Raw genomic sequence first — 14,950 nt, 5'->3', positions numbered from 1 at the left:
GGACAGCCACCGCTCCACGTCGTCGGCCGGTATGCCGCGCGCTAGCGCCTCGTCACGGAAGGGACGTAAGCGGTCTCGCAGTTCAGTGTTCACGGGCGGACTCTAGGGGACGGGTCCGACAACAGCGCTGCCCCGCGTGGCCACGTCCTTCACGGGAGCTGGATCGCGCTCCAGGCGTCGACGTCGCACTGTCCGTCGGCATTGTTTCCCGCGCTCACAACCGTGCCGTCGGCGCGCAGGCCGAGGGTGTGCGTGGAACCGGCAGCCACAACAACGATGTCGGACCAACCGCCGACCTCGCACTGCCCGGAGTGGTTGTCTCCCACAGCGAGCACTCTCCCGGACGCCGTGACCCCGACGGTGTGGTGACTTCCGGCGTCGAGCGCCACCACGTCCTCCCAGTCGTCGACCGCACACGCCCCGCTTGCCCGCTCTCCGGTCGCCACTGCCCGCCCGTCGGCCAGGAGCCCGACGGTATGCAGACATCCGGCCGAGATGGCGGTCAGGTCACGCCACCCCTCGACGGCACACTGCCCTCGTCGGTTGTTCCCCGCGGCCAGTGCGGAACCGTCCGCCGTCACACCGGCCGAGTGCCAGTCACCGCACGACACGGCGACCACCTCGGTCCATGACCGCACGTCGCACTGGCCTTCCGCATTCCGGCCGGCTGCCAGCACATGGCCGTTCGCCAAAAGCCCCAGCGTGCGGCGCCAGCCCGCGGCCACGGCCACGACCGCTCGCCATCGGGGGACATCGCATTGCCCGTCGCCGTTCCACCCCGTCGCCAGCACGGTGCCGTCCGACCGGAGGCCCACCGTATGCGACTTGCCGGTGTTCGACGCCGTATGGACGTTGCCGGCCGCCACCGCGACGACGTCTCGCCAGCGCTCGACGCGGCATTCGGCGGCTGCGGTGTTGCCCACCGCGAGAACGGTTCCGTCACCGCGCCGGCCGACCGAATGACGCCTTCCGGCCGCCAACGCCGACGAGCGAGCGAGCATTTCACCTCCTTGCACGCGCGTCCGTGACATGGGACCGCACCCTATGTCGTCACCCCAGGGCGGCAGCGGGTCAGGGCCCGGCGTCCGAGGAACACGGCGCCCAGCCCCAGCGGGACGGCCACGACGGCGCCGACGAGTCCGTTACCGGTACCGGGACCGCCGCTCGCGGTGGCCAGGTGCAGCACCGCCAGGACCGTGCCGAGCGCTCCCGTCGCGATGGCCCCCATCCCGCCTGCGCGCGTGTTGCCGGTACTGATGCGGCGGCCGGCCCGGGCGAGGGCCAGCCAGCCGATGACCAGCCCGAACGCCCCTACTGCGAGCGCCAAGTTGGCCCCTGTCCTTCCGTCACCGATGATCCCGCCCTCGGCGGCCGCCACCAGTGCCGCTGAAGCACTCATGTCGCATACCTCCCTGTTCCTTCGTCGGTTCCTTCGTCGCCGCTTCCGAGGCGCGAAGTCCGTTCGAGGATGCACGTGGGCCTTCCTGCCCGTCGTCCAGCAGACGGAGGCACTTCCCCCTCCCGCCGCTGCGGCATCCGGATACCGCAGCGGCGGCACGCGGGCGGGCCCCTACCGCACACGCGGTAGCCTGCCGCTCGTCCATGAGCCGGACTCCCCCGCAGCCGCGTCCCGCTACGGTGCACCCATGGACAAAGGACGGTTCACTGTCCCGGCCGAAGTCACCCAATGGGCGACCGCGTTGGGCGTGACGGCGCTGCTGCTGGGCACGGGGCTGTCCGGGCCCCACCCGTCCGGAGGACGCGCACTGCTCGGCTCCGCGCTGCTGGCGGCAGGCGGGTTGGTGCTGGCCGCGCGCCGACGGGCGCCGCTCGTGGTCCTGGCCGTCACCGGACTGTGCGCGGTGGGCCACCTGGGGGCGGGGTTCGACGCGCTCGCCGTCTCCTACCTGGTGGCGGTCTACGGCGCGGTGCGTGCCGGGCACCGCACCGTCACACTGGCTGTCTCCGTGGGCCTTCTCGTCGCACTCCATCTCACGGCCCTGGCCTTCCACGACGGGAACCCGCGCGAGATCGTCGGACAGGCCCGGAACACCCTTGAGCTCGCCTGGCTGATCGCCGCCTTCGCCGCCGGGGAAGCGGTGCGGCAAGCCGAACGACGGGCCGACGAAGCCGAACGCACACGTGAGGAGACCGCGCGCCGCCGGGCCGACGACGAGCGGCTGCGTATCGCCCGGGAGCTGCACGACTCCCTCACTCACCAGATCTCCGTCATCAAGGTGCAGTCCGAGGTCGCCGTCCATGTGGCCCGGCGCCGCGGCGAGCAGGTGCCGGAGACGCTGCTCGCCATCCAGGAAGCCGGCCGGGAAGCGAGCCGGGAGCTACGGGCGACCCTTGAAGTGCTGCGTGACGACGACACCGCCCCGCCGCGCGGACTCGACCACATGAACGACCTGGTCAAAGCGTTCCAAGGACCCGACTTGGAGACGACCCTGACGGTCGAAGGACATCCGCACGAGGTGCCGGCCGCGGTGAGCCGAGCCGCTTACCGGATCGTTCAGGAGTCGCTCACCAACGTCACCAGGCACGCCGCGGCGACCACTGCCTCGGTCCTCGTCGACTATCGGCCGCCGGGCGCACTCGCCATCCGCGTCGACGACAACGGGAACGCCACCGCTCGTCCCGTACCGACGCCCGGTCTCGGGCTGCTCGGCATGCGGGAACGTGTCACAGCCCTGGGAGGCCGTCTGCGCGCCGAGCCACGCGGTACGGGCGGTTTCACCGTCCAGGCCGAACTGCCCACGGACGGAGTTCAGTGATCCGGGTCCTGCTTGTCGACGACCAGCCGCTCATCCGCAGCGGCTTCCGCGCGCTGCTCGACCTCGAGGACGACATCGAGGTGGTGGCGGAGGCCGCCGACGGCCAGGAGTGCCTGGTACTCGTCAAGGAGCACCAGCCTGACGTCGCTCTCGTCGACATTCGGATGCCCGTCATGGACGGCATCGAGGCGACCCGGCGCATTGCCGCGGACCCGGCCCTGGCCGGCGTCCACGTGGTCATGCTGACCAACTACGGCATGGACGAGTACGTCTTCGAGGCGCTGCGCGCCGGTGCCGCCGGATTCCTGGTCAAGGACGTCCTGCCGGACGACTTCCTGCACTCCGTGCGCGTCGCCGCCCGAGGTGACGCACTCCTCGCGCCGACCCTCACCCGCAGGCTCATCGACCGATACGTCACCCAGCTGTCGCCCGCCCGCACCGGCAGCGGGCTGGAGAGTCTGACCGCCCGCGAACGCGAGGCGGTCGCCCTGGCCGCGCACGGGCTGTCCAACGACGAGATCGCCGGCCGCCTGGTCATCAGCCCGGCAACCGCCAAGACCCATATCAACCGAGCCATGGCCAAGCTCCACGCCCGCGACCGCGCCCAACTCGTGGTCCTCGCCTATCAATGCGGGCTGGTGACTCCGCGGGGCACCTGACGCCGCACGCCATGGCGCCCACGGTGTACCGATCAGACGTCGTCCAACTGGACGGTGGTACCGGGCTCGAGGCGCTCGACCGGGATGCCGGTCAGGCCCTTCTCACCGAGAAGGGTGGCGGTGGAGTGCAGGCCGAGGTCGCTGAGCATGAGTTCGTGGATCTGGATGACGCGCTCGGGCTTGACCGTGCGGACGAAGTCGGCGGCTTCACCCAGCTTCGTCCAGGGGCCGCTGGTCGGCAGCAGGAGTGTGCGTACGGAGGCGTCGGGCGCGAAATAGGCGTCGCCGGGGTGGTAGACGGCTCCGTCGTCGATGAGGTAGCCGACGTTGTCGGGGCACGGGATGTCGGCATGGATCAGCGCGTGGCGGTGGCCGTGGACGGTGACGGTGAGGGAACCGATGCTGAAGGTGTCGCCCGCGGTGACGGCGTGGACGCGGCCGTCGTGGCTGCCGAGGGCGGCCGCGACAGTGGCCGTGCCGTAGACCTGCAGGCCGGGCTGGGCTTCGAGGGCGGCGGCGACGAGCTTCTCGTCGAAGTGGTCGAAGTGTTCGTGGGTGATCAGGACGGCGTGGGCCCGGGTGACGGTCTCCGCCGCGTCGGACGCGAAGGTGCCGGGGTCGATGACCAGGCGGGTGCCGTCCTTCTCCAGCGTGACGCAGGCGTGAGCGTGCTTGGTGAGCTGCATGGTGGGTTCTTTCCGAGTGCCGACCAAAATCTACAATCAAACTGTACAGTACAGCTGTAGAAGACATTCTTGGGTCCCACCTACGGAGCATGCATCCAAGCTGTACAGTTTGGTTGACGTATCCGTCTATGCTGATCCGGTGGACGACAAGCAGCTGGCTGAAGAACTTCGCCTGACCATCGGACAGCTCGTACGCACCGTGCGCAGCGCCGACACGATGCCGCCCGGCGAGGCTGCCATCCTGGGCTACCTGGACCGCAGCGGCCCACTGACCACCGCCGACGTCGCACAACAGCGTGGAGTCAGTCATCAGTCGGCTGCCAAGGCGGTCAAAGAGCTCCTGGCTCAGGGTCTTGTGCGTGCCGAGGCTCACCCCAGCGACGGGCGTAAGTTGCTGCTCCACCTGACGTCAACGGGAAGAGAGCGTCTTGCCGAAGAGCGTCAACGGCGTGCCGACTGGCTCAGCACCGCGATCGACGGTGCCCTCAGTCCCGAGGAACGCAAGACGCTGGAGGCGGCGTTGCCTCTGCTGACACGACTTGCCTCACACCTGGCCGGCAAATAGCCCAGCGGCCGCGGTATTGACCCGCGCGCCCGGGCACCGGCCGACGGGCAGGAGCTCAGCCGGTCGGGTCCCGTCGCCGTCCGGCGCGATGCCGTCCATCGCGGCGTCCACCCTGCACGCGATTCCACCCTGTACGCGATTCCACAGCGCGGCAGCCGGCGTTGCCCATGGGCCGCCGGGCGGCATATGTTGGCCGGATGAGCGAGCGTCCGCTGCAGGAGCCGACCCTGCTGATCCTCACGGCACTGGCCGACCGGCCGCGCCACGGCTACGCCGTCACACAGGAGGTCAAGGCGCTGTCCGAGGGCCGTGTCGTCCTGCGCACCGGCACGCTCTACGGCGCCCTCGACCGCCTCCTGAAGGACGGCCTGATCGAGGTGCACCGCGAGGAGATCGTCGACGGGCGGGCCCGAAAGGTCTACGCCCTCGCCGCGCCCGGGCGGGAGACGCTGTCGGCGGCGGCCGAGCGGATGGCGGCGACGGCCCGCGAGGCCACCCGCCGGCTCGGGGTCTCCGGCCGTACGGTGCCACAGGCGTGATCGGTCCGGTCCTCCGCCTGTATCCGCGGCGGTACCGGCTCGAGGCCGGGGAGGAGATCCTCGCCGTGTACCGGGAGTCGGTGGCCGATGCCCACGCCGTGGAGCGCGTCAGGGAGGCGGCCGACATCGCCGGGCACGCCCTGCGGATGCGGCTCGGAGTGAGCTCCGCGACCGGCGCCGGACGCTTGCTGGCGGAGGCGGCCCCGCAGGTCGCCGGTGTGGCGGCGGCCTACTGCGGGCTGCACGTGAGCCGCTGGTACGTGGCGGGGTCCCTGTCACCCGCTTTCCCACCCTTCGAGGCCGACACCTGGACCGTACGGCTGTTCGCGTCCGCGCTGGTGACCATCGGCGCCGTCACCGCACTGACGAGCAGGTGGCGCGCGGGGGTGTGCGCGACGGCCGTCGGACTCGTGGCTCTGGCGGTCGCGACCGTCGCCAGCGGGCCCGCGTTCGGCGATCCCGTCGTCACGCCTGTCATGGCGCTGCTCGCGGCGCTGGCCCTGGCGGCCGCCCCTCCCGATCTGCCGCCCGGCGCGCGGGCCCGGGCCACAGCGGGCGTCGTGGCCGCCGCGGTGTGGCTGCCCGTCACCGCGCTGTACGCAGGCGTCCTGCCGGTGAGCACGGACCACGGCCTGTGGCCGCTGCTGGTCCTCGCGGCCTCCGGCGTCGCGCGCGCCCTGCGGCACCGGTCACTCAGGCTCACCGCCACGGCCGCGACAGCCGTCGCCTGCCCACTGTTCCTCGCCTACGCCCACACGATCGGCCCCTGAGCCCCCCTCCCCCACCGGTCCGGATGGCCACCGCGGCACGCGCCCGGACCCCACGTCCCACACCTCCGCCATAGTCAGTTGAACGACATATACTCTCGTACGTCCTATCAGGATCCAGGACGTCCAGCTCGCGTGCCCGCCACCCGGACGCGCCGACTCCGAGGTTGATCACTCGATGCCGTTCACGCTCTCCCACCCGGCCGCCGTACTGCCGTTGCTGCGGCACCCGTTCTCGCCGGCCGCCCTGGTCTGCGGGTCCCTGGCTCCGGACATGCCGTACTTCCTCGGCACGGCCGGCATTCCGGTGAGCGCGCAGTCCTGGTACGAGCCGCTCCTCAACGCAACCACGTCCCACCAGGTGTCCGGCATGGCCGTGCCGGCGGTGTTCGGGACGATGCTGCTGGCGGCGTACGCGCTGGTGCGGCGGCCGGTGGCAGCCCTGCTGCCGGCCGGGCTCCCCCTTGCCGACGGACACGGGCAAGGACGCGTCGGGGGTGCGCGGCGGGTGGGCTGGGTCCTGTTGTCGCTCGTGATCGGCATCGTCACCCACCTCGTGTGGGACTCCTTCACGCACGCCGACGGGTACCTGGTGACCCACCTCGGCGTCCTGCGGTCCTCGCTGGCCGGCGACCTCACGGTGGCTCGCGCCCTCCAGCACCTGAGCACCGCCGTGGGCCTCCTGGCCGTCACGCACCACCTGTGGCGCAAGGCGCGCGGCACCTCTTCGGGAGGCAGCGTCGGGCGGGACACCCTGTCCAGGACCACCCGCCGCGCTTTGGCCGCCGCCCTGTCCGCCACCGTCCTGGCCGGTGCCGCGGCCAACACGGCCTCCTTCTCCGACTACCGGGGAGGCCCCGGTCCGGCCGACCGGAACGGCACGCGGGACGCGACGGAGGCGGTCCTGTCGGACTGGGTGACGGGCGGCGGCGCCGCTCTGGCCTGCGCGGTCCTGGCGTACGCCGGAGGGTGGTGGACGCACCGGGCACTGCGCCGCACCACCGCCCGCCGGTCGGCCCTCACGGGGTGAGGCGCGCCCGGGCCATGCCGAACGTGAGGCTCACCTCCGTGGTGAGCAGGTCCTGTCCCGATGGGCCGTCCTGGTCGGCCAGTCCCTGGGCGGGCACGCCGCCCTGCTCACCGCCGCCGCACACCCCGAACTCGTCCGCGCACTCGTGCCCGTCGAGGCCGGTCCCGGCGGCCGGAACCCGAATGAGCGCGCGGGCGTGGGGAGTTGGCTCGACTCATGGCCGACACCGTTCCCCTCACGCGAAGCGGCCGCCGCGTTCCTCGGAGGCGGATCCGTCGGCGCGTGGGCGGCCGGGCTGGAGGAACGCGCGGACGGGTGGTGGCCGCGCTTCGACCTGGACGTCATGGTCCGCTCGTTGTCGGAGAACGCACAGTGTTCCTTCGTGCACGAGTGGGCGCAGGTCGTCTGCCCCACTCTGGTTGTCCTGGCCCGGTCCGGCTTCATCACCTCCCGGGTAGCCGACGAGATGCTCCGGCGGCGGCCGGCCACCACGGCCGTGACCATCCCGGGCGCCGGCCACGACCTGCATCTGGAACAGCCCGAGATCCTGCACACCGTCATCTCGGACTTCCTCATGAGTCTCACCTGAAGCTGCCCCTTGCCGAGGGCACGAGCTGGGCCGACCGCAGGCCGGCTGGCAGGTGGGCCAGCAGGCAGGCAGGCAGGCAGGCAGCACAAGTCCTGCCCGGACCGGGGTCGTTGAGGTCAATCGGTCGGTGGTGCGGTGGTGTCGCGTGCGGGCAGGGTCAGCTGGGTGCCTGTCCAACGGCTGCGGAGGCGGCGGTCGTGGGAGACGAGCAGGACCGTGCCGGGGTAGTCGGCCAGGGCTTGTTCCAGGTCCTCGACGAGGGCCGGGGAGAGGTGGTTGGTGGGTTCGTCCAGCAGGAGCACGTCGCTGGGGCGACTGAGCAGGCGGGCGAGCGCCAGGCGCCGGCGCTGGCCGGTGGACAGTTCGGTGACGCGGGCCGCGAGGCGTTCGGAGGTGAACAGGCCCAGGGCGAGGAGGCGTTCGGCGTGGTCTTCGGGGTGGCCGGGGAGGCCGCGGGCGTAGGCCTCCAGTACCGTCTCCCCCGGCCTGCCGGGCGCCGGCTCCTGCGGGAGGTGACCGATCCGGCCTCGGCGGGTGATCCGGCCGGTGTCCGGGGTGAGCCGGCCGACCAGCACGCGTAGCAGGGTGCTCTTGCCGGTTCCGTTGGCTCCGGTGATCAGGAGGCGGTCCCCGGCCTTGACGGTGAGGTCGGTGCGGGCGAGGCGACCGGTGACGGCGACGCCGGATGCCTCCAGGACGGTGCCGGAGAGGCGGCCGGCCGAGGGTGGGGTGGGGGTGAAGCTCAGTGGCTCGGGCGGCTTCGGAACCGGGTCGGCGAGCAGGCGGCGCAGGCGTTCCTCGGCGTTGCGGATCCTGCCGGCGACGGACTGCTGGACACGGCCGGCGGCACGGTCGTAGGCCATCTTGTTGCCGTCCTTCATCGCACGGCCGGGGGCGACCCGGCGGGCGGTGACCGCGGCGGCCTCCCGTTGCGCGGCCACGTCCGCCTCCCAGTCGGCGTGTTCCTGTTCCCAGCGGCGGCGGGCGGCGGCCTTCTCCGCGATGTGGCCGGCGTAGCCGTTGCCGTAGCGGGTGACGGTGCGGCGGTCGGCGTCGACCTCGAGGAGGGTGGTCGTGACGCGGTCGAGGAAGGTGCGGTCGTGGGACACCGCGACCGTGGTGCCGGGCCGGGTGCGCAGGTGATCCTCCAGCCAGGTCAGGGCGTGGTCGTCGAGGTGGTTGGTCGGCTCGTCGAGCAGCAGCACCTCAGGGGATGCGGCCAGGAGTGCGGCCAGGCGGAGGCGGACCTGTTCGCCTCCGGAGAGGTCACCGATGGGGCGGTCGCGGGGCAGGTGGGTCAGGCCCAGGCCGTGCAGAGCGCGCTCGACACGGGCGTCGGCCTCGTAGCCGCCGCGCAGTTCGAACGCGGTGAGCAGGTCGCCGTACTCGGCCAGCACGCGGGAGTTGCTGCTCGGGGTCTGGTCGGTGGCCATGGCGGCTTCCAGGCGGCGCATACGGGCCTGCATGGCGCGCAGGTCGCTCAAGGCGTCGTCGACGGCCTGCTGGACGGTGTGGTGGGCGGGCAGGCGGGCGTCCTGCGGGAGGTGGCCGATGCCACCGTCCGCCTGGACGGTGACGGTGCCGCTGTCGGGCTGTTCGACGCCGGCCAGCAGGCGGAGAAGGGTGGTCTTGCCCGAGCCGTTCTCCCCGATGATGCCGGTGCGTTCACCCGTGGTGAGGGTGCAGGTGACCGCGTCGAGGACGAGGCGGCCGTTGTACGACTTCGAGACGGAGCGGGCGGTGATCTGCGTGGGCACGGGAGGTCTCCTGGACGTTCGGGTGACGGACGGCCGCCGTGGCGGGCCGGTGGGTCGGGTGAGCGTCCGGGAAGAGCATCTCCACATCCTTACTGCGACAACAGTTGCGTTAGGATGCTGTCATGACGGCAGGGGGCGCGGCAAGCGCGAAACCCGGAACGGCCGAGGGAGCCGACGGGGCGGGCGAGGGAGGCCGGGGCGGCGGGGCCGTGGTGCGGCGGCCGGGCGGGCGCAGCGCGCGCATCCGGGGGCACGTACTGCGGGCTGTGCGGGAGTTGCTCGTGGAGCGGGGGTACGACGCGTTGAGTGTGGACGCGGTCGCCGAGCGGGCCGCCGTGCACCGCACGACCGTCTACCGGCGCTGGCGTGACGTGGGCGGACTGCTCGCCGACGTCCTCGACGCCGCCGGCAGCGACGGCTGGCAGCCGCCCGACACCGGCACCCTCGAAGGCGACCTGGCCGCCCTCAACTCCGAGGTCGAGGCCGGCCTCACCGGTGAACCTGTCACCGCCGCGCTGATCGCCGCTTCCTTCCGCTCCCCCGAGGCGGCTTCGGCTCTCCGGCGGTTCTGGGAGGACCGGTACGCGCGGTGCGCGGTCGTGGTGGAGCGGGGCGTGGCGCGGGGCGAGTGCCCCGCAGGGACGTGTGCGAGAAGGGTGCTCGTCGCCTCCACGGCACCGGTCTATCAACAGGTCCTGCTCATGCGGGGCGGCGACGATCCCCTCCTCGCGCGACAGGCGGCACGGGGCGCGGCGCTGGCCGCGGCGGGCGGGGTCTTCTTCGGCGGGCGGCAGGGGTAGCGCACAGCACGCCGACGAAGACGGCTTCCTTCCCCTGGGGCGGCTGACGAGGGCGTCAGCCCGGCAGGCGAGCCGGCAGCGTCACGTTCGTGCGGGGCAGTCAGTCGACCGCACGCAGTACGAGCCGCACGACGGTCATGACCCCTCGTCCGATCCACCCGAGCAGACCCGTCTCCACGGCCAGCTCCGCAGCGTCCGCAGCCGCATCCCCCCGGTCCGACCGGGGACGGCAACGGGCACAAGCACGAGGCCAACGACGCTTCTGCGCACCGCAGTTCCTACACAACACCATGACCCCATTCTCCCCCGGCAACTGACACAAAGGGCGCCACCGGCGCCTTTGCCGCCGCGCACTCACTCGCGGGTGGGCCGGTCCCGTGGTCCATGCGTCCTCAGGTGATCACCCGGTGATGTCAGTCATGTCTGCGGCCTACCGCAGTAAACAACAGCCCCAACGGTCCGCTTCAGCGGTCTTCAACGGATCGTCGGGTGCCCGGCCACACGCCCGGGATCGTTGAGGCCATGCAGCGGCGCACCCACTCTCAGGGGGTGTCCGGCAGCTTCTCCGTCACAGCGACGGCGCCCGTCGACTGTCACCCGCGAGGCCTGTCACGTCCCCGGGTGTGGCGCGGTGAGGTAGTGCTGCACGGTGGGTGCGAGCCAAGCCGTGATCTCCTCGGGATGCAGTTCGGCGGCGGGCGGGAAGCGCAGCACGTAGCGGGTGAGCGCCAGGCCCAGCAGCTGTGAGGACACCAGCGCGGCACGCGCGGGCGCCTGTTCGGGGTCGGGGCACACCCGCAGGGCCAGCGGGAGGAGTTGGTCGCTGAAGATGCCCCGCATGCGCCCGGCGCCGGCCTCGTTGGTCACGCCGACCCGCAGCAGCGCGGTGAGCACCTCGTTCTGCTCCCACGTGTCCAGGAAGTGCGTCACCAGCACCCGGCCGGCCTCCTCCCGGGGAAACGAGGCCGGGTCGGGCAGCCGGAGGTCGATGGCGACGGCCGCCGCGAACAGGCCCTCCTTGTTGCCGTAGTAGCGCATGACCATGGACGGGTCGATCTTCGCGTGCTGGGCGATGGCGCGGATGGTGGCGCGCTCGTAGCCGTCGGCGGCGAACCGCTCGCGGGCCGCGTCGAGGATGGCCCGGCGGGTGACGTCGGAGCGGCGGGCGGGGGTGGCGGGCATGCTGTGACTCATGCCAACGATCGTATGCCAACACCCGTAGGCCAACAAGCGTTGACACCCGGGCGGGCACAAGCCTACGGTTGCCAACACACGTTGACCAACAATCGTTGGCCCACAACCGTTGGCGACTGGGAGGTCTCCATGAACGGCACCGACACCGGCGAGAGCACCGGCCGCGCCGCGGGTTACCCGCATCCCGTGATCGTCGTCGGCGCCGGCCCCACCGGCCTCCTCCTGGCGGGCGACCTCGCCGAGGCCGGAGTCCCCGTCACCCTGCTGGAGAAGCGCCCGCACAGGATCAGCAACCTCTCCCGCGCCTTCGGCGTACACGCCCGCACCCTCGAGCAACTGGACGCCCGCGGCCTCGCCGACGATCTGATCGCCACCGGCAGCACCCTCACCGGGCTCCGGCTCTTCCGCCGCCTCTCCCTCGATCTGAGCACGCTGCCCTCCCGCTTCCCCTTCCTCCTGATCACTCCGCAGTACGAGGTCGAGCGCCTGCTGGAGCGTCGTGCGCAGCGGCTCGGCGTTCGGTTCCAGTACGAGAGTGAACTCCTCGCGCTGCGGCAGGACGCGGACGGCGTCGACATCGACGTCCGCACCGGGGACGGATCGACGGTCACCCGCCGAGCCGTCTACGTCGTCGGGACCGACGGCCACCACAGCGCCGTGCGCCGGGCGATCGGCCAGCCCTTCCCCGGTGTCTCCGTCATCACGTCCCTGTTCCTCGCGGATGTCCGGCTCGCCGAGAAGCCCGAGACCGTGCTGACCGTCGACGGCGCGGGCGACGTGTTCGCGATGATCGCCTCGTTCGGCGACGGCTGGTACCGGGTGATGGGCTGGAACCGCCGCCACGAGGTTCCCGACGACGCACCGCTCGACCTCGAGGAGGTCAAGGACGTCACCCGTCGTGCCCTGGGCACCGACTACGGCATGCACGACGCCCGCTGGCTCTCCCGCTTCCACAGCGACGAACGCCAGGCGCCCGAGTACCGGGTCGGACGGGTCTTCCTCGCCGGTGACGCGGCGCACATCCACTCACCGGCCGGCGGGCAGGGCATGAACACCGGCCTGCAGGACGCGGCGAACCTCGGCTGGAAACTCGCGGCCGTCGTCAAGGGGCAGGCGTCCGACAGCCTCCTCGACACCTACCACGCCGAACGCCACCCGGTCGGCAAGGCGGTTCTGCGCAGCAGCGGGGGCCTCGTCCGGCTGGCCCGGGCACAGAATCCGGTTCTGCGCGCGGTACGCGCCGTCGTCTCGGCTCTCGCCAACGCCGCCGCGCCCGCCCGGGCCAAGGCGCTGGCCCAGCTCACCGGCATCGGCTACCGGTATCCCGCCCCGCGAGGCGCCCACCGCCTCGTCGGAACCAGAGTCCCGGACATCGTCCTCGACGGCGGTCACCGCCTGTACGAGGCGCTGCGCGGTGGCCGTTTCGTCCTCGTCACCCCGCGCCCCGCGCACCTTCCGCCCGGCGCCGCCCCGGACGACGGAGCCGACTTCCTGCCGGCCGTCGAGCACTGGGCCGGCAACCGTCGTACGGCCGTGCTCGTCCGCCCCGACGGATACGTCGCCTGGGCGGCGGACGACGCCGGCACCGATGTCCTGGAGACCGCCCTGGCCTCCCGATATCTCACCGCCCGCTGAGCGGCGGTGGCCCCGCCCCACCGCACAGGACACGGTGCGACAACCAGCCTGCTTCGCCGCCTCACATTCTTCCGGCCTGCGTCGTCATGTCGGTGAGGGCAGCGACTGGTGCCCCGGAACGGAGTGAGGAAATGAAGGTTTTCATCGCTGGTGGGCGCGGCCGTGTGGGGTCCCGCCTCGCGGACAACCTGGAGGCCAAGGGCATCGAGGTGGTCTCAGGAGGACTGGAGGACGGAATCGACGTGATCTCGGGTAAGGGGCTCTCCGAGGCTCTCGTCGGAGTCGACACCATCGTGAACGTCCTCAACACCCCCCGTTTTGACGCGGAGGGGGCGATCTCGTTCTTCGAGGGCGCGATCGACAACCTGACTGTGGAAGGCGAGCGGGCAGGTGTCCGCCATCACATCGTGCTCTCCATTGTCGGCGTCGGGGAAGGGGACGCGTCGGAGATCGGGTACTACCTCGGCAAGGTGGCGCAGGAAAAGGCCGTGCGATCCGCTTCGATCCCCGCCACCATTATCCGGGCCACTCAGTTCCAGAGCTACATTCCTGTCCTTATCGACCAGCACACCGTGGACGGGAAGGTTCTCGCTCCGAGGTCCTTCATCCAGCCCGTCGAGCTTGACGAAGTCGTCGATCTGCTCGCCGAGGCCGTCACGACGCTGGAGCCGGGGAGTGTGGTCGAGATCGCTGGACCCGACAGGTTTTACCACGACGACCTGTTCCGTGCCACTCTGGCCCATCGCGGAGACCATCGGGAGGTGGTGACCGTGGACGGCCAGGAGCCCATCGAGGCCATGGTTCCGCGGGGCGCGTACCGGACAGGCAGCGTGCGGTACCCGATCGCGGGGATTCCCACCGCCTGAATGCGACAATGAAGGAATGTGGAACGTCTGACCGTCAGCGATAGGTGAGGCGTGCCGCACTCCACTGGGAAGGGGTGCCCCGTGTCGGAAGATTTCCCTGCCGGATCAGCGGAGTTCGGAGGAGCCGAGCGTGACGAATCACGGGCTCTCGATTCGGTTATGGCGGAGCGACATCGCCTGCTGTCGCTGGCCTTTCGCATGACGGGCACCCTGGCCGACGCCGAGGACGTCGTGCAGGAGACATATGCGAGGTGGTATCGCCTCGAGCCCGAGCAACGCGACGAGATCGCCGTGCCTGCGGCATGGCTGATGCGAGTTGCGAGCCGCATCTCACTCGACCTGCTGGGTTCCGCACGGGCACGGCGGGAGACGTACGTCGGGCAATGGCTACCGGAGCCAGTTCCGGCTGATCTCTTTGCGGACACGGCGAAGGCGCCACTGAACTCCGGTCATCTCGCTGCTGATCCGCTTGAACGTGTCACCCTCGATGATGCCGTCAGCATGGCATTGCTGACGGTCCTTGAGGCCATGACCCCAGCGGAGCGAGTGACATTCGTACTGCATGATGTGTTCGGCGTCCCGTTTGACGAGATCGCGGCTGTGGTAGGGCGTTCAGCGGCGGCAACAAGGCAATTGGCAACGTCCGCGCGCCGCCATGTGCGGCGAGGAAGACGCGCACAGGTTTCTCCACATCAGCATGACGAGGTTGTTCGGGCATTCCGTGACGCAACGGTGGGCGGGGACATCGAGGAGCTGCTCCGCGTGTTGGCTCCGGACGTCGAACTGCGAGTGGACGGCGGCGGCTTCGTCAATGCCGCGCCTCAGGTCATCCGTGGGTCGGATCATGTGGCCCGGTGGTTCTTGGGAGTGTGGCGCAAGCAGCCCGCCCTTCGTCTTGAGCGACGCGATACAGCTGACGGTCTCGGTTACATTCTGCGAGCTGAGGGACATCGATACGGAATGGCTACCTTCGACGTCGGTGATGACGGCGTCACGAGCGTGTGGCTGATGCTGAACCCTATGAAGCTGACGAATTGGCCACTCGACCAACAGCGGCCACCACAGTGACCTGCTGAGGACCCACGC

16 protein-coding genes are annotated in these 14,950 nt (G+C 70.9%); 11 read left to right on the top strand and 5 right to left on the bottom strand.

Annotated features, from left to right (window positions below; translation table 11 throughout):
* Nucleotides 1-149: 149 nt before the first annotated feature.
* Together F3L20_RS18375 and F3L20_RS18370 are read right to left on the bottom strand one after the other, a co-directional pair.
* Nucleotides 150-1,001, bottom strand: coding sequence for an RCC1 domain-containing protein (locus F3L20_RS18375; protein ID WP_150155299.1), 852 nt, complete (start codon nt 999-1,001; stop codon nt 150-152).
* A 41-nt stretch (nt 1,002-1,042) separates the two neighbouring features.
* Nucleotides 1,043-1,399: a DUF6223 family protein gene (locus tag F3L20_RS18370; protein ID WP_150155298.1), complete on the bottom strand. Its 357-nt coding sequence runs from the start codon at nt 1,397-1,399 to the stop codon at nt 1,043-1,045.
* 247 nt (nt 1,400-1,646) lie between these two features.
* On the opposite strand from F3L20_RS18370, the gene F3L20_RS18365 reads away from it, so the two are divergent.
* Both F3L20_RS18365 and F3L20_RS18360 read left to right on the top strand, forming a co-directional pair.
* Entirely contained in the window at nt 1,647-2,777 is a 1,131-nt protein-coding gene (locus F3L20_RS18365; RefSeq protein WP_150155297.1) for a sensor histidine kinase, read from the top strand.
* Nucleotides 2,774-3,436, top strand: a complete 663-nt coding sequence (locus tag F3L20_RS18360; protein WP_150155296.1) for a response regulator — start codon at nt 2,774-2,776, stop codon at nt 3,434-3,436. The genes F3L20_RS18365 and F3L20_RS18360 overlap by 4 nt, the downstream gene beginning before the upstream one ends.
* A gap of 32 nt (nt 3,437-3,468) precedes the next feature.
* Here the strand turns inward: F3L20_RS18360 and F3L20_RS18355 are convergent, their stop codons facing one another.
* Nucleotides 3,469-4,122, bottom strand: coding sequence for an MBL fold metallo-hydrolase (locus F3L20_RS18355; RefSeq protein ID WP_150155295.1), 654 nt, complete (start codon nt 4,120-4,122; stop codon nt 3,469-3,471).
* Nucleotides 4,123-4,261: 139 nt separating this feature from the next.
* Here F3L20_RS18355 and F3L20_RS18350 point away from each other — a divergent pair, with 139 nt between their 5' ends.
* The 5 genes from F3L20_RS18350 (at nt 4,262) to F3L20_RS18330 (ending at nt 7,612) form a co-directional block, all read left to right on the top strand.
* A complete protein-coding gene (locus F3L20_RS18350) occupies nt 4,262-4,687 on the top strand; it encodes a MarR family winged helix-turn-helix transcriptional regulator (protein ID WP_150155294.1) in 426 nt (141 codons plus the stop codon).
* A gap of 197 nt (nt 4,688-4,884) precedes the next feature.
* On the top strand, nt 4,885-5,226 hold the full coding sequence (locus F3L20_RS18345; RefSeq protein ID WP_150155293.1) for a PadR family transcriptional regulator: 342 nt from the start codon (nt 4,885-4,887) through the stop codon (nt 5,224-5,226).
* Nucleotides 5,223-5,996: a hypothetical protein gene (locus tag F3L20_RS18340; protein ID WP_150155292.1), complete on the top strand. Its 774-nt coding sequence runs from the start codon at nt 5,223-5,225 to the stop codon at nt 5,994-5,996. Before F3L20_RS18345 ends, F3L20_RS18340 begins: the two co-directional genes overlap by 4 nt.
* Nucleotides 5,997-6,171: 175 nt before the next feature.
* Nucleotides 6,172-7,023 (top strand): DUF4184 family protein, encoded by an 852-nt coding sequence (locus F3L20_RS18335; RefSeq protein ID WP_150155291.1) that lies wholly within the window; start codon nt 6,172-6,174, stop codon nt 7,021-7,023.
* Between the two features lie 52 nt (nt 7,024-7,075).
* Entirely contained in the window at nt 7,076-7,612 is a 537-nt protein-coding gene (locus F3L20_RS18330; RefSeq protein ID WP_150155290.1) for an alpha/beta fold hydrolase, read from the top strand.
* A 116-nt stretch (nt 7,613-7,728) separates the two neighbouring features.
* On the opposite strand, the gene abc-f is transcribed toward F3L20_RS18330, so the two are convergent.
* The gene (gene abc-f / locus F3L20_RS18325; protein ID WP_206338795.1) at nt 7,729-9,369 is read right to left on the bottom strand and encodes a ribosomal protection-like ABC-F family protein; all 1,641 of its coding nucleotides are present in this window, start codon (nt 9,367-9,369) and stop codon (nt 7,729-7,731) included.
* 122 nt (nt 9,370-9,491) lie between these two features.
* Here abc-f and F3L20_RS18320 point away from each other — a divergent pair, with 122 nt between their 5' ends.
* Nucleotides 9,492-10,169, top strand: a complete 678-nt coding sequence (locus F3L20_RS18320) for a TetR/AcrR family transcriptional regulator (RefSeq protein WP_150155288.1) — start codon at nt 9,492-9,494, stop codon at nt 10,167-10,169.
* A 609-nt stretch (nt 10,170-10,778) separates the two neighbouring features.
* Here the strand turns inward: F3L20_RS18320 and F3L20_RS18310 are convergent.
* Entirely contained in the window at nt 10,779-11,363 is a 585-nt protein-coding gene (locus F3L20_RS18310) for a TetR family transcriptional regulator (RefSeq protein ID WP_240810684.1), read from the bottom strand.
* A gap of 129 nt (nt 11,364-11,492) precedes the next feature.
* On the opposite strand from F3L20_RS18310, the gene F3L20_RS18305 reads away from it, so the two are divergent.
* From F3L20_RS18305 to sigJ, 3 genes are all read left to right on the top strand, one after another.
* Nucleotides 11,493-12,998, top strand: a complete 1,506-nt coding sequence (locus F3L20_RS18305) for an FAD-dependent monooxygenase (protein ID WP_150155286.1) — start codon at nt 11,493-11,495, stop codon at nt 12,996-12,998.
* Nucleotides 12,999-13,129: 131 nt separating this feature from the next.
* Nucleotides 13,130-13,864, top strand: a complete 735-nt coding sequence (locus tag F3L20_RS18300) for an SDR family oxidoreductase (RefSeq protein ID WP_150155285.1) — start codon at nt 13,130-13,132, stop codon at nt 13,862-13,864.
* Between the two features lie 81 nt (nt 13,865-13,945).
* Nucleotides 13,946-14,932 (top strand): RNA polymerase sigma factor SigJ, encoded by a 987-nt coding sequence (gene sigJ, locus F3L20_RS18295; RefSeq protein WP_150155284.1) that lies wholly within the window; start codon nt 13,946-13,948, stop codon nt 14,930-14,932.
* Nucleotides 14,933-14,950 lie beyond the last annotated feature (18 nt).

Origin of the sequence: Streptomyces tendae (assembly GCF_008632955.1) — a bacterium.
GTDB lineage: Bacteria > Actinomycetota > Actinomycetes > Streptomycetales > Streptomycetaceae > Streptomyces.
Note: the sequence above shows the minus strand (reverse complement) of the source record. Positions and strands in the feature narration are given on the sequence as shown.

What these genes read in the sequence shown, in the direction of transcription:
- F3L20_RS18375 (WP_150155299.1), bottom strand. Translation starts at nt 1,001, where the DNA reads ATGCTCGCTCGCTCGTCGGCGTTGGCGGCCGGAAGGCGTCATTCGGTC.
- F3L20_RS18365 (WP_150155297.1), top strand. Translation starts at nt 1,647, where the DNA reads ATGGACAAAGGACGGTTCACTGTCCCGGCCGAAGTCACCCAATGGGCG.
- F3L20_RS18310 (WP_240810684.1), bottom strand. Translation starts at nt 11,363, where the DNA reads ATGAGTCACAGCATGCCCGCCACCCCCGCCCGCCGCTCCGACGTCACC.
- F3L20_RS18355 (WP_150155295.1), bottom strand. Translation starts at nt 4,122, where the DNA reads ATGCAGCTCACCAAGCACGCTCACGCCTGCGTCACGCTGGAGAAGGAC.
- F3L20_RS18370 (WP_150155298.1), bottom strand. Translation starts at nt 1,399, where the DNA reads ATGAGTGCTTCAGCGGCACTGGTGGCGGCCGCCGAGGGCGGGATCATC.
- F3L20_RS18345 (WP_150155293.1), top strand. Translation starts at nt 4,885, where the DNA reads ATGAGCGAGCGTCCGCTGCAGGAGCCGACCCTGCTGATCCTCACGGCA.
- F3L20_RS18335 (WP_150155291.1), top strand. Translation starts at nt 6,172, where the DNA reads ATGCCGTTCACGCTCTCCCACCCGGCCGCCGTACTGCCGTTGCTGCGG.
- F3L20_RS18320 (WP_150155288.1), top strand. Translation starts at nt 9,492, where the DNA reads ATGACGGCAGGGGGCGCGGCAAGCGCGAAACCCGGAACGGCCGAGGGA.
- F3L20_RS18305 (WP_150155286.1), top strand. Translation starts at nt 11,493, where the DNA reads ATGAACGGCACCGACACCGGCGAGAGCACCGGCCGCGCCGCGGGTTAC.
- F3L20_RS18300 (WP_150155285.1), top strand. Translation starts at nt 13,130, where the DNA reads ATGAAGGTTTTCATCGCTGGTGGGCGCGGCCGTGTGGGGTCCCGCCTC.